15 protein-coding genes are annotated in these 20,281 nt (G+C 66.9%); 6 read left to right on the top strand and 9 right to left on the bottom strand.

Going from position 1 to position 20,281, the window contains the following annotated elements:
• Window positions 1-109: 109 nt before the first annotated feature.
• From M3I54_RS07180 to M3I54_RS07170, 3 genes are all read left to right on the top strand, one after another.
• Window positions 110-1,624: a sensor domain-containing diguanylate cyclase gene (locus tag M3I54_RS07180; RefSeq protein ID WP_254334192.1), complete on the top strand. Its 1,515-nt coding sequence runs from the start codon at window positions 110-112 to the stop codon at window positions 1,622-1,624.
• Between the two features lie 90 nt (window positions 1,625-1,714).
• Window positions 1,715-2,350, top strand: a complete 636-nt coding sequence (locus M3I54_RS07175) for a DUF2239 family protein (RefSeq protein ID WP_254334191.1) — start codon at window positions 1,715-1,717, stop codon at window positions 2,348-2,350.
• Between the two features lie 372 nt (window positions 2,351-2,722).
• Window positions 2,723-4,027: a solute carrier family 23 protein gene (locus tag M3I54_RS07170; protein WP_254334189.1), complete on the top strand. Its 1,305-nt coding sequence runs from the start codon at window positions 2,723-2,725 to the stop codon at window positions 4,025-4,027.
• Between the two features lie 88 nt (window positions 4,028-4,115).
• On the opposite strand, the gene M3I54_RS07165 is transcribed toward M3I54_RS07170, so the two are convergent.
• The gene (locus tag M3I54_RS07165) at window positions 4,116-5,783 is read right to left on the bottom strand and encodes a Na+/H+ antiporter (protein WP_254334187.1); all 1,668 of its coding nucleotides are present in this window, start codon (window positions 5,781-5,783) and stop codon (window positions 4,116-4,118) included.
• A 496-nt stretch (window positions 5,784-6,279) separates the two neighbouring features.
• Between M3I54_RS07165 and M3I54_RS07160 the strand changes: the two genes are divergently transcribed.
• Window positions 6,280-7,545 carry an EAL domain-containing protein gene (locus M3I54_RS07160; protein WP_254334185.1) on the top strand — a complete coding sequence of 422 codons (1,266 nt, stop codon included), beginning with the start codon at window positions 6,280-6,282 and terminating at the stop codon, window positions 7,543-7,545.
• Between the two features lie 48 nt (window positions 7,546-7,593).
• On the top strand, window positions 7,594-8,295 hold the full coding sequence (locus M3I54_RS07155; RefSeq protein ID WP_254334183.1) for a copper homeostasis protein CutC: 702 nt from the start codon (window positions 7,594-7,596) through the stop codon (window positions 8,293-8,295).
• Between the two features lie 61 nt (window positions 8,296-8,356).
• On the opposite strand, the gene M3I54_RS07150 is transcribed toward M3I54_RS07155, so the two are convergent.
• The 7 genes from M3I54_RS07150 to M3I54_RS07120 all read right to left on the bottom strand — a co-directional run bounded on the left by M3I54_RS07150 (window position 8,357) and on the right by M3I54_RS07120 (window position 17,768).
• Window positions 8,357-11,992, bottom strand: a complete 3,636-nt coding sequence (locus M3I54_RS07150; protein ID WP_254334182.1) for an indolepyruvate ferredoxin oxidoreductase family protein — start codon at window positions 11,990-11,992, stop codon at window positions 8,357-8,359.
• Between the two features lie 259 nt (window positions 11,993-12,251).
• A complete protein-coding gene (locus tag M3I54_RS07145) occupies window positions 12,252-13,190 on the bottom strand; it encodes an ion channel (protein WP_254334449.1) in 939 nt (312 codons plus the stop codon).
• Between the two features lie 291 nt (window positions 13,191-13,481).
• Window positions 13,482-13,727: a hypothetical protein gene (locus M3I54_RS07140; protein ID WP_028201739.1), complete on the bottom strand. Its 246-nt coding sequence runs from the start codon at window positions 13,725-13,727 to the stop codon at window positions 13,482-13,484.
• 171 nt (window positions 13,728-13,898) lie between these two features.
• Window positions 13,899-14,120: a hypothetical protein gene (locus M3I54_RS07135; RefSeq protein ID WP_028201740.1), complete on the bottom strand. Its 222-nt coding sequence runs from the start codon at window positions 14,118-14,120 to the stop codon at window positions 13,899-13,901.
• Between the two features lie 195 nt (window positions 14,121-14,315).
• Window positions 14,316-15,299, bottom strand: coding sequence for a carbohydrate kinase (locus M3I54_RS07130; RefSeq protein WP_254334180.1), 984 nt, complete (start codon window positions 15,297-15,299; stop codon window positions 14,316-14,318).
• A gap of 16 nt (window positions 15,300-15,315) precedes the next feature.
• Entirely contained in the window at window positions 15,316-16,641 is a 1,326-nt protein-coding gene (locus tag M3I54_RS07125) for an AGE family epimerase/isomerase (protein WP_254334178.1), read from the bottom strand.
• A 71-nt stretch (window positions 16,642-16,712) separates the two neighbouring features.
• The gene (locus M3I54_RS07120; RefSeq protein WP_254334176.1) at window positions 16,713-17,768 is read right to left on the bottom strand and encodes a LacI family DNA-binding transcriptional regulator; all 1,056 of its coding nucleotides are present in this window, start codon (window positions 17,766-17,768) and stop codon (window positions 16,713-16,715) included.
• A 229-nt stretch (window positions 17,769-17,997) separates the two neighbouring features.
• Between M3I54_RS07120 and M3I54_RS07115 the strand changes: the two genes are divergently transcribed.
• Window positions 17,998-18,153 (top strand): DUF3309 family protein, encoded by a 156-nt coding sequence (locus M3I54_RS07115; protein WP_035512102.1) that lies wholly within the window; start codon window positions 17,998-18,000, stop codon window positions 18,151-18,153.
• Window positions 18,154-18,260: 107 nt separating this feature from the next.
• Here M3I54_RS07115 and M3I54_RS07110 read toward each other — a convergent pair whose 3' ends face one another.
• Window positions 18,261-20,111: a phosphodiesterase gene (locus M3I54_RS07110; protein WP_254334174.1), complete on the bottom strand. Its 1,851-nt coding sequence runs from the start codon at window positions 20,109-20,111 to the stop codon at window positions 18,261-18,263.
• Window positions 20,112-20,281 lie beyond the last annotated feature (170 nt).

Below are 20,281 nucleotides of genomic sequence, written 5' to 3'. Positions count from 1 at the left end.
ACACTCGACTGCATCCCGGCGCGCGCGGCGTCGGGCATCGTCCACGGTCGGGCGCAGGCAAGCGCCCGGCAACCGGCGCCACTGCAAGGCCAGCCCCCGAAGGCCCGAGATGATGATCCGCCGACCGAACGCCGTGCTTGCCATCGGCATCGCGCTGGCCGCAGCGCTGACGCTGATCGCCGCATGGGTCATGGCGCAGATGCGGCACGACGCGCTCGCGAGCGCCCGTGCTTCCGCTTCCAATATGGCGCTGCTTTTCGAGCGCGACACGGCGCGCAATTTCGACGTCTACGACCTATCGCTGCAGGCCGTCGTCGACGCCATCGACGATCCGCGGCTCGCCTCGCTCCCCGCCGACATCCGCCAGAACCTGCTGTTCGACCGCTCGGCCACGGCGAAGAATCTCGGCGCGATCTTCGTCACCAACGCGGCGGGCGACGTGGTGTTCGATTCGCGCTCGGTGCCGCCGCGCGCGCTCAATGTGGCCGACCGCGACTATTTCATCGCGCAGCGCGACTCGACGCACGTGGGCCTCTTTGTGAGCCACCCGTTCATTCCACGCGACGGGCCGGCCAACGCGACCATCGGATTGAGCCGCCGTCTCTCGAACCCCGACGGCTCGTTCGCGGGCGTGGTGGTCGGCACAATGCGGCTCGATTATTTCCGGCAGCTTTTCAGCGGCGTGGACATCGGCACGAACGGCGCGGTGGCGCTCACGCTCGCCGACGGCACGCTGCTCATGCGCCGCCCGTACGATCCGGCGCTGATCGGCAAAAGCGTTGCGGAATCCGTGCTCTTCCAGCGTTTCCAGCGATCGCAGGCTAGCGGTTTCTTTTCGCTCGGCCCGGTAGACAGCGTGCGGCGCTGGTTCGCGCTGCGGCGCGTGGAGGGTTATCCGCTCGTGTTCAGTGTCGCCGTCGCGGCGGACGACATCTACCGCGAATGGCGCGTGCGCGCGTGGATCATCGGCACGCTCACGTCGATGCTCGACATCTCGCTGATCGCGCTCGCGTTGATGTTCACGCGCCAGTTGCGCCAGCGTGGCGCGGTGGAGGCGGAGTTGCGCGTGCAGGCGGGCACCGACGCGCTCACGTCGCTCGCGAACCGGCGCGCGTTCGAAACCCGCGCGGACCACGAATGGGCGCGCGCACGCCGCTCGGGCAGCCCGCTCGCGCTCGTGCTGCTCGACGTGGACCGCTTCAAGCTCTACAACGACCGCTACGGCCACCTCGCGGGCGACGACGCGCTCGCGGCCGTCGCGCACGCGTTCGGCGCACACGCACGCCGCGCGGCGGACTGTGCGGCGCGCTATGGCGGCGAGGAGTTCGTGCTGCTGCTGCCCGAAACGGGCGAGGCCCAGGCGCTCGCGCTGGCCGAAAAGGTGCGCGCCGCGATCGAGGCGCTGGCGGTGCCGCACGCCGGCAGCCCGAACGGTGTGCTCACCGTGAGCGTGGGCGTGGCCTGCACGACCCAAAGCGCGTTTGCCGACTGGCGCGCGCTGACCGACGCCGCCGACGCGGCGCTCTACACGGCCAAGCGCTCGGGCCGCAACCGCGTGGCGGCGTGGCTGCCCGCTACGACCGACGACACGCGCGGTGCGGATGTCGAAGGCCGCTCCGGCTGACCGCAATCAAATTTTACCCGGATGATATTGCGTAATGTAATTTACCCGGATAATATTCGCTCATCATTGGATATCAAGACGGAGAACACCATGGTGGTGGCGAACGGCTGTACGGCATTTGCGGGCGCGCGCCTGATCGCGCGCGGCGCGCCGCTTCAGGTGGCGTTGGCGGTCAAGGCGGCACTCGAGCGCGAAGTGAATGAAAACGGGAACGAAAACGGCGCGCCGGTGCTGGTCTTCGACGACCGCGACGCGCGCCCGGTCGAATTCGATTTGCGCGGCACGGAACAGGACATCGAGGCGCGCATCGTCGCGCAGGCGAGCCGTGCGGAAAGTGCAGCCGCGCCGAACGTCGTCGACGAAGCAGCCCCGGACGACGCACCGCGCGGCCGCGGCCGCCCGAAGCTTGGCGTGGTGGCGCGCGAGGTGACACTGTTGCCGCGCCACTGGGACTGGCTCGGCGCGCAGCCTGGCGGGGCCTCGGTGGTGCTGCGCCGACTCGTGGACGCCGCGCGCCATGCGAGTGAGGCACGCGAACGCGTGCGCGCGGCCCAGGAAGCCGCGCACCGCTTCATGACTGCACTGGCGGGCAATCTTCCGGATTACGAGGAGGCGCTGCGCGCGCTTTACGCGGGCGAGCGTAGCCGCTTCGAAGCGGCTAGCGCGCCCTGGCCGGAAGACGTGCGCGACTATGCGCGGGAACTGGCGGAAGCCGCATTCGCCTGAACGGGCGAAGGGCTCAAATTGCGCGGGCAAAAAAAACCGCTCCAGCGGGGGGCAGGAGCGGGGAAGTCGGAGAGTTTACAACTTACAAACTCTGCATGAACTCTCGTGGGGGTCACGCAGCAAGGCCAGTCTAAATCCGGCATCCCACCCTCCATATAGGAGGAATCTGAAACTCCATTCGATGTTGACTTCATAACTCACGTCGACGGCTGCCGCGGTGGTTTCGGACGCCCGACATCCGGCTTGCCACGCCGATTGCGGCTCCGTACACTCCCGCCTGACCTGCATCAAGGGCGGCCGTTGCATCGATGCGTGCGCGCCAACGATCAAAACCAGAACCAAAACCGCAAATCACGCCGACAAGAGGAACCCATGTCCGACTCCTATTTCCCCCGCTGGCGCGCGCAGACGGGTGACGCCCGCAGCGTCGTGGCCCCCGACGAGCGGCTGGCCTGGCCGCAGATGTTCGCCATGGGCGTGCAGCACGTCGTCGCCATGTTCGGCTCGACCGTGCTCGCGCCGCTGCTCATGGGCTTCGACCCGAACCTGTGCATTTTCATGTCGGGTGTCGGCACGCTGCTGTTCTTCGTGGTGGTGGGCGGGCGCGTGCCGAGCTATCTCGGTTCGAGCTTCGCGTTCATCGGTCTCGTGATCGCCGTGACGGGCTACGGCGGGCAGGGACCCAATCCCAACATTCCGGTCGCGCTCGGCGGCATCATCGCGTGCGGCGTGGCTTATACGCTGATCGGCCTGCTCGTCTCGGCTGTCGGCACCAAGTGGATCGAAACGCTCATGCCGCCGGTGGTGACCGGTGCGATTGTCTGCGTGATCGGGCTGAATCTCGCGCCCATCGCGGTGAAGGGCGTGAGCGGCTCGATCTTCGACTCGTGGATGGCCATCGTCACCGTGCTCTGCGTGGGTGGCGTGGCGGTGTTCACGCGCGGCACGCTGCAGCGTTTGCTGATTCTCGTCGGCCTCCTGATCGCCTATGTGATCTACGCGATCGTCACGAACGGCATGGGCATGGGCAAGCCGATCGACTTCTCGATCGTCGGGAACGCCGCCTGGTTCGGCATGCCGAAGTTCACCGCGCCTGTGTTCGACCCGCACGCCATGACGCTGCTCGTGCCGATCGCCGTGATTCTGGTGGCGGAGAACCTCGGCCACATCAAGGCTGTCTCCGCGATGACGGGCTACAACCTCGACCGCTACGTGGGCCGCGCGTTCATCGGCGACGGGCTCGCCACGATTGTCTCGGGCTTCGCGGGCGGCACGGGTGTCACGACCTACGCGGAAAACATCGGCGTGATGGCCGTGACGAAAATCTATTCGACGCTCGTGTTTGTGATCGCCGCGGTCATCGCGCTCGTGCTCGGTTTCTCGCCGAAGTTCGGCGCCGTCATTCAGACGATTCCGGGCCCGGTGCTGGGCGGCGTCTCGATCGTCGTGTTCGGTCTGATCGCCGTGACGGGCGCGCGTATCTGGGTCGTCAACAAGGTGGACTTCTCGGACAACCGCAATCTGATCGTCGCTGCGGTCACGCTCGTGCTCGGCGCGGGCGACTTCTCGCTCAAGCTCGGCGGCTTCGGACTGGGCGGCATCGGCACCGCCACGTTCGGCGCGATCATTCTCTACGCGCTGCTGCGCCGCAAACCGGCGCAGGAAGCGGCGGTTTAAGCCTCACCGCCTTAGCGCGATATGCGGCGCCGGTCCTCGGCGCCGCGTTTTCTTTCTCCCGTTTTTCTACTCTGCGCGAGGCGCGCGCTCAGTTGCGATTGCGCCCGCGCGTCGTCATCGCGGTTTCCGAAAGATCGACTTCGCGCATCAGCTTCGCCAGCGTTTCGTCGTTGATCTGCATCAGGTTGCGCAGCTTGAGCAGCGTCGCGCGTTCGGCGCGCACGCCGGCGAGGCGCATTTCCAGTTCCAGCGCGTCAGCGCGGCGCGCGTTCGCGCTGCGGTCGCGGTCGGCGTCGAGCGAGGCGAGGCGCCGGCGGTAGGTGTCCATCACGCGCGCGGTCGTGTCGGCGGCGTAGGCGGCCTGCGATTCGTCGAGATCCTCGCTCACCTTTTCGTGCACCGCATCCACGGCGCGGATTCCCGCTTGCGCCGCCTGGATGCGCGCCGCGCGCTCCTCGGCCGCGTGCGGTCCCTGCGCGCCGCGCCGCACGCCGCGCAGCAAGAGCGGCAGGCCCACGATCGCCACCAGCAGAGACGCGAGAATCACACCTGTCGCAATGAAAATGGCGCTGTCGCGCCCCGGCAGCGGGCTGCCGTTGGCGAGCGCCACAGGCAGCGAGAGCACGCCCGCGAGCGTCACCGCGCCCCGCACGCCCGCCACCGTCGTGATCGCCACGGTGCGCAGACCCGGTACCGCGTTCGTCACGCCGTGACGCGCGGCGCGGCGGCTCGCCACCCAGCGCAGCAGCCACACCCAGCCGAAGCGCATGGCGTAGAGCGCTGCGAGCACGGCGGCGATATAGCCGATGAGGCGCAGCATTTGCACGTTGCTCGTGTGGTGCGCGTCGAGCAGCGCCTTGCCGAGAATGCCCGGGAACTGCAGGCCGAGCAGCGTGAACACCATGCCGTTGAAGACGAACTCGATCATCGACCAGGTGCTCGTTGCGCGCACGCGTGTCGACACCGGTCCTTTGTGCGCGATGCTCGTGTAGTTCATCGTCATGCCGGCGGAAACGGCCGCGAGCACGCCGGACACGTCGAGGTGCTCGGCGAACAGATACGCCGCGAACGGAATCAGCAAGGTGAGCACGACGCCGGGCGCGGGGTCGCCGTCTTCGTTCACGTTGAGAAAGCGCTCCGAAACAAAGCTGAAGAGCCAGCCGATCGCCGCCCCCAGCGCGAGACCGCCCGCCGCGATCAGGACGAAGCTGAGCGCCGCCGCGCGCAGCGAAAAATAGCCGGTGAGCGCGGCCGCCACGGCGAACTTGAGCGCGACGAGGCCCGAGGCGTCGTTCATCAGCGCTTCGCCTTCGAGGATGTGCATGAGCTGCGCGGGAATGCGGTCCTTGCCCGCGATGCCCGAGAGCGCGACGGCGTCGGTGGGCGAGAGCACGGCGGCGAGCGCGAATGCCACGGGCAGCGAGATCTGCGGCACGAGCCAGTGCACGAAATAGCCCACGGCGACGACCGTCAGCAGCACGAGGCCGAGCGCGAGCATGAGGATCGCGCGGCGCTGCATGAAGAACTCGCGTTTGGGCATGCGCCAGCCATCCGCGAACAGCAGCGGTGGAATGAACAGCGCCATGAAGATGTCGGGATCGAACGTGACGTGCGGATTCACGAGCGGAAACGTGAGAAGCGCGCCAATGCCGATCTGCACGAGCGGCAACGGCAGCTTGAGGGGCACGGTGCGCGTGATGACGCCGGACACGGCGACAGCAAGCAGCAGAATGAGAACGGTGAAGAGGATGTCCATCGAAAAACGTAGCGGGGGCCAAACGGAACAGGCGGGGAAGCGCTGAAGAGGGGACGGACGCCTCTTTTCACGCGCGGTGCGGCACTGCGTTCTGGCGCGCATTAGAGAGGGGCGCGCCGGTCGAGGGACAGTTTAGCCCGACGCGTCTGTAAGCCGTCGCGAAGCGCGCACGGCGAATGCGTGGCAAGCCCGATATTTGCCGAAAATGCGGCAATTTGTCCGCCTTGTGTGCGCCACGATTAAAGCAAAGGCGCGTGGAAAGGCGCACGATATCGGTGCGCCGTGCGATGTCTCGCGTGGTGCATGGCGTGCCCAATCGCTGCGCACGCGATGGGCGCGAACGCATTTCCCGATGCGTGCCAGATCGCAGTGCGAGCGAGCACGGACCTTGCTTGATCCCTCCTGTGACGCAACGAAAATCAGGCTATGGAGGAAAGCGCAGGCCGTGCAGAGGCTGTGCGGACTGCAGCGTCCTTCCTACGCGCTAGAGGATGGCATGATCACAGAGCAACAGGACAAAACAGCCGTGGCCCCCCACGGCTTCGATCTCAGCGTCACTTCGGGGCTGCAGCGCTACAGCGCACACCATGGCGACCTCACGCTCACGAGCGTGTTCCAGCCGGTGTTCAGCCTCTCGCACATGCGTGCGGTGGGCTACGAAGGGCTGCTGCGCGCGCACGATCCACTCGACCGCCCGGTCTCGCCGCTCGACGTGTTCGGCGACGCCGCGCGCGTGGGCGAAGCGCTGTTGGTGGACCGGCTCGCCCAGGGGCTGCATCTGGAGAACTTCGCGCTGCTCGGCGCGGAGCGCGAGTGGCTCTTTCTCAACGTGCATCCGGGCACGCTGATCGAGGCGTATCACTCGGCGGCGCTGCTCGCGAACCTGCGGCGGCTGAACATCGCGCCGCGGCGCGTCGTGCTGGAGGTGCTGGAGGACGAGGCGACGGACCTCGACGCCCTCGCGCAGGCCGTGGCGACGTTTCGCGAGCGTGGCTTTCTCGTGGCGCTCGACGACTTCGGCGCGGGCAACGTCGATATTGGCCGCGTGTGGCAGCTCAATCCCGACATCGTGAAGCTCGACCGCATCATGCTCATGCACGCGCAGCATCGCGCCGACATGGCCGCAACGCTGCCCGCGCTCGTCGCGCTCCTGCACGACGCGGGCAAGCTCGTGCTGATCGAAGGCGTGGAGACGGAACACGAGGCGCAGCTCGCGCTCGCGTGCAACGCGGACTTCGTGCAGGGCTTCTTCTTCGCGCGGCCAGCGCCCGGACTCGCCGACGCCGCCCAGGCGCAAGGTGTGATCGCCGAGGCGACGGAGCGTTTTCGTCAGCAGACCGAAACGCGCGAACGCGGCGAGACGAATCGCCTGGCGCCTTATCAGCGTGCGTTCGAGCGCGCGGCCGAACGGCTCTCGGCTGGCGAACCGCTGGAGGAGGTGTGCTGGAACTTCCTCGCGCTCGATCATGCGGCGCGCTGCTATCTGCTCGATTCGAACGGCAGGCAGGCGGGCCGCAACGTGGTGCTGCGCGTCGATCGCGCGGAGCGCGATGCGCGCTTTTTGCCGCTGGAGGACGCGCAAGGCGCGAGCTGGCTGCGCAGGCCGTATTTCCGCTCGGCGCTCGTGACGCCGGGGCGCGTGCACGTGACCGGACCGTATCTGTCGATCAACGAGGCGCTGCCGTGCTTGACGCTTTCGATGGCGGTGCAGGTGGGCGAGCGCCTGTGCGTATTGTGCGGCGATATCGACTGGTTCGAGTAGGCGTGCATCTGCGATCATGTCGTGTTCTTCACGACATGGCGCGCAAACATGCAACATGAACGGGTTCTGCTGGAAGTCATCGCGACCACTGTCGCCGATGCGCAAGCCGCTGAGCGCGGCGGCGCGGATCGTCTCGAACTCGTTACCGCGATGGGCGAGGGCGGCCTCACGCCGAGCATCGGCATGATCGAAGCCGTGGTCGCGGCGGTGGCGATTCCCGTGAACGTGATCGTGCGGCCGCACAGCCGGTCATTTGTTTACGATTCGAACGATTACGAGGTCATGCTGCGCGACGTGCGCGCCGCGAAGCTCGCGGGCGCGCATGCGGTCGTGATCGGGATGCTCACGCCTTCGCATGAAGTGGATCGCGAAGGAATGCAGCGCGCGATCGACGCCGCCGACGGCATGCCGCTCACGTTTCATCGCGCGTTCGACGAAGCGCGCGATCTGCACGAAGCGTTCGACGTGCTGCTCGGTTTCGACGCCGTGACGAACGTCCTCACGTCGGGCGGCAAGCCTTCGGTGCTGGACGCGCAGGCGCAAATCGAAACGCTCGTGCAGCGTGCGGCGCACACGCATTGCACGGTGCTCGCGGGCGCGGGACTGAGGGTCGATCGCGTTGCGCAATTCGTGAGCGCGACGCGCTTGCGCGCGGTTCACTTTGGCTCGGGCGTGCGCGTTGACGGTAGAGGGCTCGCTCCCGTCGACGAAAGCCAGGTGCTGCGCGTGCGGAACTTGCTCGACGCCTGATTCATAAAAAAAGCGCGCGCCATTCAGATGAACGGCGCGCGCTTGCCAGCTTCACCTCAGCTTACTTCGCCACGACCACCGGAATGCCGCGCAACGCGCCCGCGCCCTTGAACGACGCGAGTGCCTCTTGCACTGCCGTGCTCGTCTTCACGTCGATGGCAAGGCGCGCCGCCAGTTCGCGCTCGCTGCGTTTCACCGCCGCGAGGTTCGCAAGCTTCACGTGCCCATAGCCACGCACACGTTGATGCAGATTGGCGAGCTTGGCAATGTCGTCTGCGTTTTCGGCGGTGAGGCTTGCGAACGCACCGCGCAGCGTCGCCTCGTAGTCGCCGGCGAGTGCGCGCTCCATGCGGCGCTCCAGCGTCTTGCCGAACGGATCGAGCCACGTGCCGCGCACGCTGCGGCCCTTCTTCAGCAGCCCGAATGCGCTCCACAGCCACTGGCCGAACTGCATCTTGCGCGGAGGCTGGCCGTTCTTCTCGCGCGCGATGAGCGGCGGCGCGAGGTTGAACTTCACGGTGAAATCGCTGCCGGCCGTGCCTTCGAACTGTGCTTCGAGCGCGGCGCGGAACGCCGGGTCGGCGTGCAGGCGCGCGACTTCGTATTCGTCCTTCACGGCCAGCAGCCGATAGAACGTGGTCGCGACGGCGCGCGCGAGCGTTTTCTCAGCACGCTTGTCGGCGTTGCGTGCGGCGTCGACCAGCGCGCGATAACGCTTCACGCAGCTCGCGCCGCCATAAGCGAGCAGACGCGCTTCGCGGTCGGCGATCAGTTCGTCGAGCGTTTGCGTGAGCTTGCGCGCCGTGGCTTTCGCGGCTGCCGCACGTTGCGTGTCGAGCGCTTCGAGCGCGGCCGGGTCGGCGGCGGCCATGCGGCCGATGGAGAACGCGAACAGGTTCGCCTGCACGGCCACGTTGTTCAGTTCGATGGCACGCGTGAGCGCCGCGAACGAAACCGGCACGAGGCCAAGTTGCCACGCAAAGCCGAGCATCACGATGTTCGCGCCGATCGTGTCGCCGAGATAACGCTGCGCGAGCGCCTGGGCGTCGCAAGCTGAGAGCGGATCTTGCGCCGACGTTGCGCCATTCGTCGCCGCGTGCCGCATCTTCGCGAGCAGCGCATCGGCGTGCAGGTTCGCTTCTGGGTTCTGCACGAACGACGCGTTCGGAATCTCATGCGTGTTCACGACGATGCGCGTGCGGTCGTGTCGCACCGTTTGCAGCGCGTCGGCGCTGGCGCCCACCACCATGTCGCAGGCGAGCAGCAGGTCGGCCTGCTGCGTGTCGATGCGCACCTGGTTGAGCAGCGCGTCGGTCGCCGCGAAGCGCACGAACGAGAGCACCGAGCCGCCCTTCTGCGCGAAGCCCATGAAGTCGAGCACCGAAGCGCTCTTGCCTTCCAGATGCGCGGCCATGCTGATGAGCGCGCCCACCGTTACGACACCGGTGCCGCCCACGCCCGTCACGAGGATGTCGTAGGGCGCGTTGTCGAGCTGCGTGGCCGGAACCGGCAGCGCATTCACGCGCGCCGCGAGCGCCTGCGGATCGAACGCCGCGCCTGCGGCCTTCTTGAGCTTGCCGCCCTCGATGGTCACGAAGCTCGGGCAGAAGCCGTTCACGCACGAGTAGTCCTTGTTGCACGACGACTGGTCGATGCGGCGCTTGCGGCCAAGCTCCGTTTCCACAGGTTCGACCGACAGACAATTCGACTGCACGCCGCAATCGCCGCAGCCTTCGCACACTTCCTCGTTGATGAAGAGGCGCTTGTCCGGGTCGGGGAATTCGCCTTTCTTGCGGCGGCGGCGCTTTTCGGCGGCGCAGGTCTGGTCGTAGATCAGCACGGTCACGCCCGGCGTTTCGCGCAGTTCGCGCTGGACCGTATCAAGCTCGCTGCGGTGATGGAACGTCGTGCCCTTCGGGAACAGGCCGTGATGACCGTCGTACTTCTCGGGCTCGTCGCTCACCACCACGAAGCGCGAGACGCCTTCGGCCTCCACCTGACGCGTGATCTGCGGCACGGAAATGCTGCCGTCCACGGGCTGGCCGCCCGTCATTGCCACGGCGTCGTTGTAGAGGATCTTGTAGGTGATGTTGGTCTTCGTCGCCACCGCCTGGCGAATCGCAAGGATGCCTGAATGAAAGTAGGTGCCGTCGCCGAGATTCTGGAACACGTGCGGCATCTTCGTGAACATCGAATGTGCCGCCCAGTCCACGCCTTCACCGCCCATCTGGATCAGGCCCGTGGTGTCGCGCTCCATCCACGAGGCCATGAAGTGGCAGCCAATGCCGGCCTGCGCGATCGAACCTTCGGGCACCTTGGTCGACGTGTTGTGCGGGCAGCCCGAGCAGAAGTAGGGCGTGCGGCGCACGGCGTCGGCGGCGTTCGAGAGGATTTGCGGCGCGACGAGATCGACCACGCGCTCGCGGCGGTCGAGCGCGGGCCGGTGCTTCGCGAGCCACGCGGCGAAGACAGGCAGGATGCGCGAGGGGCGCAGCTCGCCCAGCTCCGAGAGCAGCAGCGTGCCGTCTTCGGCGTGCTTGCCGATCACCGTGGGGCGTGCGCCTTCCTTGCGGTTGTAGAGGTAGTCCTTGATCTGTTGCTCGATCACCGGGCCTTTTTCTTCGATCACGAGCACGTCGGTGAGGCCCGAGACGAACGCGTCGATACGCGACATCTCCAGCGGGAACGACAGGCCCACCTTGTAGATGCGCACGCCCGCGCGATCCAGGTCCTCGATGGTGAGATCGAGACGGCGCAGCGTTTCCATCAGGTCCAGGTGCGCCTTGCCGCAGGTGACGATGCCCACGTTCGCGTGCGGGCTCGGCGCGATCCACTTGTCGATGCTGTTCAGGCGCGCGAAGTGGCGCACGGCGTCGAGCTTGGCGGCGAGGCGCTGCTCGATGGCGAGACTCGGCAGATCGGGCCAGCGGTTGTGCAGGCCGCCCGGCGGCGGCGTAAAACCCGCAGTTGCCAAATCCGGCGCTTGCCAGTCGGTTTTGATTGCATCGAGATCGACGGTCGAGCCCGACTCCACCGTTTCCGAAATCGCCTTGTAGCCCACCCACGCGCCCGAGTAGCGCGAGAGCGCCCAGCCATACAGGCCGAATTCGAGCATGTCCGCAATGTTCGACGGATTCACGACAGGCATGTGCCACGCCATCAGCGCGAAGTCGCTCTGATGCGGCATGGACGACGACACGCAGCCGTGGTCGTCGCCAGCCACCACGAGCACGCCGCCGTGCGGCGACGAGCCGTAGGCGTTGCCGTGCTTGAGCGCGTCGCCGGCGCGATCGACGCCCGGGCCCTTGCCGTACCACATCGCGAACACGCCTTCGACGGTGCGCTCGGCGTCCGCTTCCACGCGCTGGGTGCCGAGCACGGCGGTGCCGCCCAACTCCTCGTTGATGGCGGGCAGGAAGCGCACGTCGGCGGCTTCGAGCAGTTTCTTCGCCTTCCATGCCTGCTGATCGACCATGCCGAGCGGCGAGCCGCGATAGCCGCTGATAAAGCCCGCGGTGTTCAGGCCATGCGCGCGGTCGAGCGCGCGCTGCATGAGCGCGAGGCGGATCAGCGCCTGGGTGCCGGTCAGGAAGATGCGGCCGCGCGTGGCGGTGAGGTTGTCGGTGAGCTTGTAATCAGCGAGGGGCGGCGTATCAAGCGGCGAGGGCGTGTCGCCGAACGCGGGGCGCGCGGTCATTGGGGGAGTCTCCATGTATCGACCGCAGTTAGCGCTTCAGCGCTTACTGCGGTCCTATGCAAAGCTATTGCTGTCGTACGCCCTCCGAAGAGAGCGGCGAAAGAGACTCTATTTTTTCTCGCCAATGACGGAAATTTATTGCTAACTCTCCGGCGCTGCGGTCTATTCGCGCGAGAGCCTACCCGCGTCGGGCGAATTTGGAGAGAGATTTTCCCTTCCCCGCCGTAAGCCCGTCTGGATCGGCCTTCGGGCTAATCCATCAGAGCGTCCGAGGTGCGTAAGGCTTCGCCCGATCGAACGGCACGACATCGTGAAAGTGCGTGTAGTCCATCGTGCTCACGCCGTCCGCGTCGCTCATCAGGTCGACGTAGCGGTAGCCCCAGCGGATCTGCTGGTCCGACCAGCTAAAGCGCGCCTGCATGGTCTGTGCGGTGGATTCGTCGGAGCCCTCGATCACGACATGCAGCGTGGCGTGCTGCTCGGCCAGCGTCTCGGGCGTGACACCGTAGAGCGGGCTCGACTCGTCGATCACGTGCATGAGATTCCAGCCCAGCGTAAACAGCGGATGCTGGTCGCGCACGAGCTTGAGGTCGTGGATGCGCCTCGCGCGAAAGCCGTCCGACGAGGTCTCGATGCGGATGAGCCGCAGCTTCGCGCCCGCTTCGGCGATCACGTTCTGGCGGGCGTTGGCGGCGCGCGCCATCAGCGTCATGCGGCCTTCGATGGGGTGCACCACCACCTGGCTCGCGAACATGATCTTCGCGCGCGGCCGCGAGAAACGCGCAAATACGAGGCCGGTCGCCAACGCGATACCCGACATGCCGACGAAGATTTCCAGCGTGGCGACGATATGCGCGTAGAGCGTTTGCGGATGCATGTCGCCATAGCCGACGGTGGCGAGCGTCTCCACGCTAAAGAAGAACGCGCCGAGAAAGCCCTGCGGGTACTGGTTGGCGATGGGGGCGGCGCCGAGCTGATAGAGGCACGCGAACACGCCGTTCATCAACAGGAAGAGGGCCGCGAGCGACGCAAAGAACGTGGGCCAGCGCATGGTGAGCGCCGTGTGGTAGAAGTCGCCCCAGGCCTGCGGCATGCCGTAGACAAGCACCTCGCGCGAGCCCATCGTCAGCTTGCGCGGCGTGCCGCGTCTGGGTTTTTGCCTCGGCCCCGCGGGCGTTTCGGCCTTGCAGGCCGCCATGTCCACGCCGGGCGAAGCCTCGGGTGCCGATTCGGCTTGCTGGGCAGCTTCCTGGTTTGCGAAGCGCTCCGGCGTCTCGGACGTCATGATGGTCCCTGCGGATCTGAAGTAAGGAGAAGAGCGTAGCAATGCCGCAGGGTCAGGACAAGCGGGCAGGTGGAGCGCGCGGCGAAGGGGCTACAGTGCACGCCAAAGCGGGGAGACGCCAACGGGTGCTGGCAAGGCGCGACGCGCGGCTGGCGCTACGAGAGCAGGTGTGAGACGCGGCAGGACCAGCGTCGAACGAAAGGCTTACGGAAACCCGTGCGGCTTCGGTATGCCCGCGCCGTGTTCGATATCGGCAATGGCCTGGCGGCGCGCCGCGTCCACGGCTTGCGTGGGCGCTTCGAAGCCCGCGTTGCCGCCGACCGTGACCCACGGCTGCACGGCCTTGTCGCGATGCGTGATCTGATACTCGGCGTCCCAGCGAGCGCCCTGCAGTTCGAGGGGATGCACGTGGATGGCGTAGACGCCGTATAGAAAGAGCTGTTCGGACATGGCTAACCTCCTGTCGACCAGAGTTGGCGCTTTAGCGCTTACTCTGGTCCCATGCAGGGCTGTCGACCAGAGTTGGCGCCTTAACGCTGACTCTGGTCCCATGCAGAGCACCCCCGTCTCATGCAGCGCTGCCGGCAGTCCCTGAGTGGGCACTGGGTTCACCGCGGCGATCTACAGTTCGAGTTCGCCAAGAATGCGATGCGCCAGCGCCTTGGCTTCTTCGAGAGCCTCTTCCGGCGTACCCGATGCGGCTTCGACTTCATACACCGCGTTTTCGAGTTCCTCGCCGTCGTCGCGCGCCAGGGAGACCAGGCCCTGGTACTGGCCGGCGTTCATGGGCCGCACGGAGGCGACCGCCGTGTAGATCCCCTTGGTGTAGCTGACGTCTTCCATAACGTGCTCCTCGTGGAAGGAAACCCCTCGACGGGCCGCGTGGAATGAGGCGTGCGAACGTCGCGCCTGACCCGCAACAAGAGGGAAATTCCATGCTAGCACGTTGCCCGCGCGGCTGCGGGACACGCATATGACGCCGGCGCGGCGCTTTCGTGTCAGCCCCGCGCGGTGTCCGGCAGTGCGCCGCGTGCGCCTTCAGTCGGCGAGCAGCGCGACGACTTCGTCGAGCGTCGGCGAATGCGCGCCGGGCCGGCGGCAGGCGGCCGCGCCCGCTGCGAGCGCGAAGGCGAGATGCTGGCGCCAGTCGCGCTGCGGCGCGCTCATGAGGCTGAACAGCAGCCCGCCGATGGACGCGTCGCCGGCACCCACCGTATCGGCCACTTCGACGCGCGGCGGCGCCGCCTCGATCACCTCGTTGCCCACATAGAGCGTGGCAGCCTGCGCGCCGCGCGTGACGAGCAGCGTGGCGGCCGGATTGAGCGCGCGCACGGCTTCGATGGCTTCGGCCTCGCTCTTGCCGGCGAACAGCATGCGCAGGTCTTCGTCGGAGACCTTGATCAGATCGGCGAGCGCGGCCATGCGGCGCAGGATCGGCTCGTAGCCGTGCGCCATGAGGTTGCGGTAGTTCGGATCGAAGCTGATCTTCACGCCGGCCGCACGCAGCTCGGCGGCGAGCGTGGCGAGCGTTTCGCCGAGCGGCTGGCGCACGAGGCTGATGCAGCCGAAGTGCGCCCACTTCGCGTGCGCGCGCCAGCCTTCGGGCAGCTTCGCCGGATCGAAGGCGAGGTCGGCGCTGTTATCGCCGATGAAGTAGTACGCGGGCGGATGCGTCTGATGCACGATCGCGAGCAGCGGCGCGCGCTCCACGCGTTGCATGAAGCGCATGTCGAGACCGGCGGCCACGCTCGCGTTCCAGAGTTCGTCCGAGAAGTTGTCGACGCCGAGCGCCCCCACGCTCGCCGTGGGCAGCCCGAGGCGCGCGACCGCGCGCGCGACGTTCCAGCCCGCGCCGCCAGGATGCGCGCGCCAGTGCGAGTCCATGCCCGGTGAGCCGGGCTGCGAAGCGTGCGGCGTGCCCTCGGGCGCGGGGGTGCGCACGAGATCGGTGAGGATGTCGCCGGCCGAGATGAAGGCCGGGAAGCCGGACGAAAAGTCCGGGCCGGTGCTGCAGGTGCTCATCGTCGTGTTCCTCTGTTTAGTTCTGGCCGCTCGTGCCTGTCATGCCACCAGCGGCGGCGGTCGCTTCCTCGCGGCCCGCGACCGGCGCCATGCCGCGTCCGGGCAGCGCGTTCAGCGCTTCGTAGCACGCACCCATGGTGTGATAGTCGGTCTTGCCGGCGGGGCTCTTCTCGTCACTGTACTTGCGGTTGTCGCAGGTGAGGATGCGATACCACGCACCGTAACGATGATCGACGAAATTCGCCCAGCTGTAGCGCCAGATTTCGTCGTACCAGTCCCAGAAGCGCTCGTTGCCGGTGCGCTTGCCGAGCAGCGCCGCCGTGGCGAAGGTTTCCGCCTGCACCCAGAAGTACTTGTCGTGATCGCACACGGTGCCGTCCGGGCCGAAGCCGTAGTAGAGGCCGCCGTGATCGTTGTCCCAGGCGTGCGCCATGGCGGCGTCGAACAGTTCGATTGCGCGCGGCAGCAGCCAGGGCAGCGGCCGGTGACGTTCGAGCAGCAGTAGCAGCTTCGCCCACTCCGTTTGGTGGCCCGGCTGGAAGCCCCACGGACGGAAGATGTTCGAGCTGTCTTCCTCGTTGTAGTGCCAGTCCACCGACCAGTCCGCGTGAAAGTGTTCCCACACGAGCCCTTGCGAGAGCTTCGCCTGGCGCAGCGTGATGTTCGAGGCGACGCGCTCGGCGCGGTCGAGATACACGAGATGGCCGGTCGCCTCGTAGGCCGCGAGCAGCGCCTCGGTCGTGTGCATGTTGGCGTTCTGGCCGCGATAGCCCGAGACGATCCAGTCGGCACTCGCCTCGTCGGCGTAGAGGCCCGCCGCGCCGTCCCAGAAGCGATGTTCCATCAGATCGAAGGTCGCGCCGATCATCGGCCGCGCTTCCTCGATGCCGGCCATCGCCGCATGCGCGTAGGCGAGCAGCACGAACGCGAGGCCGTAGCAGTGGCGCGTGGCGTCGAGCACGCGCTTCTTGCCGTCGCGCCAGTCGATCTCCCAGTCGTAGCCCTGCAGTTGCGGGTCCCAGTGGCCCTCGCGCAGGAACTGCAGGCCGTGGCGTGCGTACTCCAGGTGCTGCGCATCGCCGAACTCGCGATACGCCATCGCATAGTTGAAGACGTATCGGCAGCTACTCACGAGGTGTCGCGAGTGCGCGTTGTAGATCGAGCCGTCGTCGCGGAGGTAGTGGAAAAAGCCGCCCGATGGATCGAGCACGTTCGGCGCGTAGAAGCGCAGCGTGTCCTGGACGTGGCCGAGCAGGAAGCCGCGGTCGCGAAAGCTCGCGACGCCCGGCGCGGCGACGGGATGTGCGGTGGCGGAGGAGGCGGTGTCGGCGGTCATCGTCATGGCTTTCTCTTCTGGCTTGGACGTGGCTTCAGCGTATTTTCAATGTGTGTTCAGCGTGTTTCAGCAGCGCGTCAGGCGCTCTGTGGCGTGCTTGCTGCGTGACGGATGGTGTGCGGGGCGACGAGATTCGATGACGCCGCACCCAGGGTGCTCGCACGCGCGACGAGCTGTACCGGCAAACGGATTTCGCTCGCGGCAGGCGTTTCTTCGAGCAGCAGCTCGACGCCGCGCCGCCCGAGTGCTTCCTTGTCGACGGCGATCGTCGAGAGCGGCGGCGTGGCGTGCGTGGCGCCCGCGATATCGTCGAAACCGATGATGGCGATGTCCTCGGGCACGCGCAGGCCATTGGCGAGGCACACGCGCATGGCCGCGAGCGCGGCGGCGTCGTTGTAGGCGAAGAGGGCGTCGGGCGGCGGGCGCGATGCGGCGCGCGCCGCGTCAATCAAACGCTGCATGGCGAGCGACGCACCCGTGTCGGGATCGAGCCCGCCGTCGATCGTCGTTTCGAGCGACGGGTCGAACAGCAGGCCCGCCTCGAAGAACGCGCGCCGGTAGCCGAGCGCGCGCTGCGCGATGCTGTAGTGCGCGAGCGAGCCGCCGATGAACGCAATGCGCCGCCGTCCCAGCTCGAACAGATGCCGCATGGCGAGCGCGGCACCCGCCGCGTTGTCGATATTCACTGAGCGCAGACCCGGCGCCCACAGGTCGATCAGCACGAGCGGGCGTTGCAGGGCGACGAGCGCGGCGAGCATTTCCGGCTCGACGAAGCCCGCCACGGCGACGGCGTCGGGCGCGTGCAGGCGCAACTGCTGGGCGGTGTCGTCGGCGGGGCCGGCGGTGAGCAGCGCGGGCACGATGCCGTGTTCGCGGCAGGCGTCTTCCACGCCGTGCAGCACGTGCGAGAAAAACGGGCTGGCCGCGAAGTTGTTGTGCTGGCGGTGGAGCAGGAAGGTGAGCCGGCGAATGCGCGGACGCAGTTGCGCGCAGTCATAGCCGAGCGCGCGCGCGACTTCGACGATGCGCTCGCGCGTCGCCTCGGACAGGCCCGGCTGGTTTTTCAACGCGCGCGACACCGTGCCGATCGACACGTTGGCGGCTTGCGCGACGTCACGAATGGTTGTCCCCATGATTCCTGGCTGGCGGTGGCGCGGCGAGCGTTCCGGGTGTGGTCAGGTGTGCGGCGATTGTATAGTAAAAATCTGTTCAAAAAACCCGAATCTACGCCTCGAATTCCAGGTAAATACCAGTAAACAATGAAATAAACGCAAACATTCATGTTTAGTAAAATTAGCTAAACGAGTGCGGGCACGACGGTTGCGGAGAGGCGGACGCCAACATTCAACATACGGAGGCATCATGCTCGGCACCCTGCTTCTGGTTATTCTGATCCTGCTGCTCATTGGCGCGTTCCCAGCTTGGCCGCATAGCCGCTCGTGGGGCTATGCGCCTTCGGGCACGCTCGGCATCATCGTCGTCGTGGTGGTCGTGCTGGTCTTGATGGGGACGATCTAGCGACGGCGCAACAACCAGGCAACGAAAGTAAAACGGGCCGGCGCGCGGCATGAGCCGCGCGGCCGGCCCATTCATATTCTGGGCTGCCGCAGGGGAGGTTCAGGCCGTTATGACGCGCCGGCGGCTTCGCCTGATGTCGAGCCGAGCGTGGGGAGGAGGTTGGCGCTCGCGCTGCCGTCGATCACGACGAGCCCGCTCGCTTCCTGTTTCGCGCGGCGCTTGGCGAGGGCCGCGAGCGAGGCGATGGCATCGCTGCTGTGCTGCGCGCCCTCGCCAGGTGCCACGCGCACGCAGCCTATCGCCATCGTCACGAAGGTGAAGAAGGTGGCGTTGCCGTGGCGATCCTCGCCGTGAATGCCACCCGCGAGGCGGTCGCCCGGTGCGTAGAAGCGCTGCGCGCCCTCGTTGAACGTTTCGATCGCCTGGCGCGCGCGCTCGCGCCACGTCTCGCTCTGGAACAGGATCAGGAAGTCGTCGCCGCCCACGTGGCCGAGAAAGTCGCGTGTGGGGTCGCAGGCGTCGGCGAGCACTGTCGCCGCGAACTTCAGCACCTCGTCGCCTTGCCAATACCCATACTGATCGTTGAAGGGCTTGAACAGATTCAGGTCGACGTAGCACGCGTGAAAGCCCGCGTCGTGCGAAAGCAGACGCTCGATATGCGAGCTGATGGGGATATTGCCCGGCAGGAAGGTGAGCGGGTTCGCATAGCGCGCAGCCTGGATGCGCACCTCCGTCACGGCGCGCACGAGGCTCTCGCCGGTGCCGAGGCCGGCGTAGCGGCCGTTATCGGTGATGACAAAGCCATCGGCGAGATAGCGCTGGTCGTCGCTTACGAGCAGCGTCGCCATCTGCTCGACCGTCATCGACTGCTCGATCAGCACCGGCTGCGCGTTGGCGAATTGCAGGCAGGCCTTCTTGCCGAACAGCTCGCGATGATACGGCAGCGCATAGCGGTCCATGAACGCCCGCCGGTTGATGAGCGCGACAGGCGCTTCGTCTTCCACCACGGCCACCGCGTGCAGGTCGGGTTGGCCGTTGAACAGGTCGAGCACATCGTTGTTGGTCGCCTGGCGCGGCAGCGCGGGCGCGCGCACGAGCATCTTGCTGGCGGGCGCGCCGCCGCCCGCGGGCTGCGTGGCGGCACTGCGCGTGGCCTCGGGGAACACGGCGATATGGTCCGCGCGAATCGCCTCGCGCGCTTCGCGTGCGAGCACGCGCAGCGGCTCCACGTTGGGGCGGCCGAAGAAAAAGCCCTGGCCGCAGTCGATGCCCATGTCGCGCAGCACGATCAGGTCGGCAGCGTTCTCGATGCCTTCCGCCACGAGCCGTGCGCCGCTCGCCTGCGCGAAATGCTGCATGGCGCGCACGGCTTCGAACTTGAGCGCGTCGTGGGCGATGTCGTGGATGAAGAAGCGGTCGATCTTCACGACATCGGGTTGCAACTGCACCCAGAGGTTGAGGCTGGCGTTGGCCGTGCCGTAGTCGTCGAGCGCGAACTGGGCGCCGGCCGCGCGCAGCGTCTCGACGACGGGCGAAAAGTTGCGCAAGTCGTGGATGGCGCTCTGTTCGGTGAGCTCGATCACGACGCGCGTGGGGTCGATCGGGCCGTCGAAGAGGGCGAGCGCGGCGTCGCCGGCGGCGGTGAGCTGGCGCAGCGCGTCGGCGCTGAAATTGAGGAACAGCTTGCCGGGGCAGTCGAGCCTGGCGAACGTTTCGATGCAGGTGCGGGCGGCCGCGCGTTCGAACGAGGCGGTGCACTGTTCGTCGCCGGCGCGCGCGAAGAGGGCGGCGGGCGTTTCGAGCGGCGAGCCGGCCGGCCCGCGAATGAGGCCTTCATAGCCGAGGATCGCGCCATCCTCGAAATCGACGATGGGCTGGAAGACGGCGCGCAGCTGGCGCTGGGCGATCAGCGCCCCGACGCCAGGCGTCGCGTGCAGGTGTGGCGCGGGAGCGGACATGGACAGGCCGGAACGGGCGAAGACGATGAACTTAACGGCATATCATCGGATGAATTAAATGAAATTTTGGTGACAGTGCCGCGATGTCCAATCTTTGGGCGTGCGGCGGATGTGCGCGGGACGCGGGGAGGGGAGGCTGGCGCGAAGGCCGGAAGAGGCGGGGAAGAGGG

The organism is Paraburkholderia sp. CNPSo 3274 (assembly GCF_024206475.1).
Taxonomy (GTDB): Bacteria; Pseudomonadota; Gammaproteobacteria; order Burkholderiales; family Burkholderiaceae; genus Paraburkholderia.
The sequence above is the reverse complement of the archived record's forward strand: the minus strand, read 5'-3'. Positions and strand labels throughout refer to the sequence as shown.

What these genes read in the sequence shown, in the direction of transcription:
- M3I54_RS07140 (WP_028201739.1), bottom strand. Translation starts at nt 13,727, where the DNA reads ATGTCCGAACAGCTCTTTCTATACGGCGTCTACGCCATCCACGTGCAT.
- M3I54_RS07125 (WP_254334178.1), bottom strand. Translation starts at nt 16,641, where the DNA reads ATGACGATGACCGCCGACACCGCCTCCTCCGCCACCGCACATCCCGTC.
- M3I54_RS07155 (WP_254334183.1), top strand. Translation starts at nt 7,594, where the DNA reads ATGCAACATGAACGGGTTCTGCTGGAAGTCATCGCGACCACTGTCGCC.
- M3I54_RS07180 (WP_254334192.1), top strand. Translation starts at nt 110, where the DNA reads ATGATGATCCGCCGACCGAACGCCGTGCTTGCCATCGGCATCGCGCTG.
- M3I54_RS07170 (WP_254334189.1), top strand. Translation starts at nt 2,723, where the DNA reads ATGTCCGACTCCTATTTCCCCCGCTGGCGCGCGCAGACGGGTGACGCC.
- M3I54_RS07115 (WP_035512102.1), top strand. Translation starts at nt 17,998, where the DNA reads ATGCTCGGCACCCTGCTTCTGGTTATTCTGATCCTGCTGCTCATTGGC.
- M3I54_RS07150 (WP_254334182.1), bottom strand. Translation starts at nt 11,992, where the DNA reads ATGACCGCGCGCCCCGCGTTCGGCGACACGCCCTCGCCGCTTGATACG.
- M3I54_RS07110 (WP_254334174.1), bottom strand. Translation starts at nt 20,111, where the DNA reads ATGTCCGCTCCCGCGCCACACCTGCACGCGACGCCTGGCGTCGGGGCG.
- M3I54_RS07135 (WP_028201740.1), bottom strand. Translation starts at nt 14,120, where the DNA reads ATGGAAGACGTCAGCTACACCAAGGGGATCTACACGGCGGTCGCCTCC.
- M3I54_RS07165 (WP_254334187.1), bottom strand. Translation starts at nt 5,783, where the DNA reads ATGGACATCCTCTTCACCGTTCTCATTCTGCTGCTTGCTGTCGCCGTG.
- M3I54_RS07160 (WP_254334185.1), top strand. Translation starts at nt 6,280, where the DNA reads ATGATCACAGAGCAACAGGACAAAACAGCCGTGGCCCCCCACGGCTTC.
- M3I54_RS07145 (WP_254334449.1), bottom strand. Translation starts at nt 13,190, where the DNA reads ATGGCGGCCTGCAAGGCCGAAACGCCCGCGGGGCCGAGGCAAAAACCC.
- M3I54_RS07120 (WP_254334176.1), bottom strand. Translation starts at nt 17,768, where the DNA reads ATGGGGACAACCATTCGTGACGTCGCGCAAGCCGCCAACGTGTCGATC.
- M3I54_RS07175 (WP_254334191.1), top strand. Translation starts at nt 1,715, where the DNA reads ATGGTGGTGGCGAACGGCTGTACGGCATTTGCGGGCGCGCGCCTGATC.
- M3I54_RS07130 (WP_254334180.1), bottom strand. Translation starts at nt 15,299, where the DNA reads ATGAGCACCTGCAGCACCGGCCCGGACTTTTCGTCCGGCTTCCCGGCC.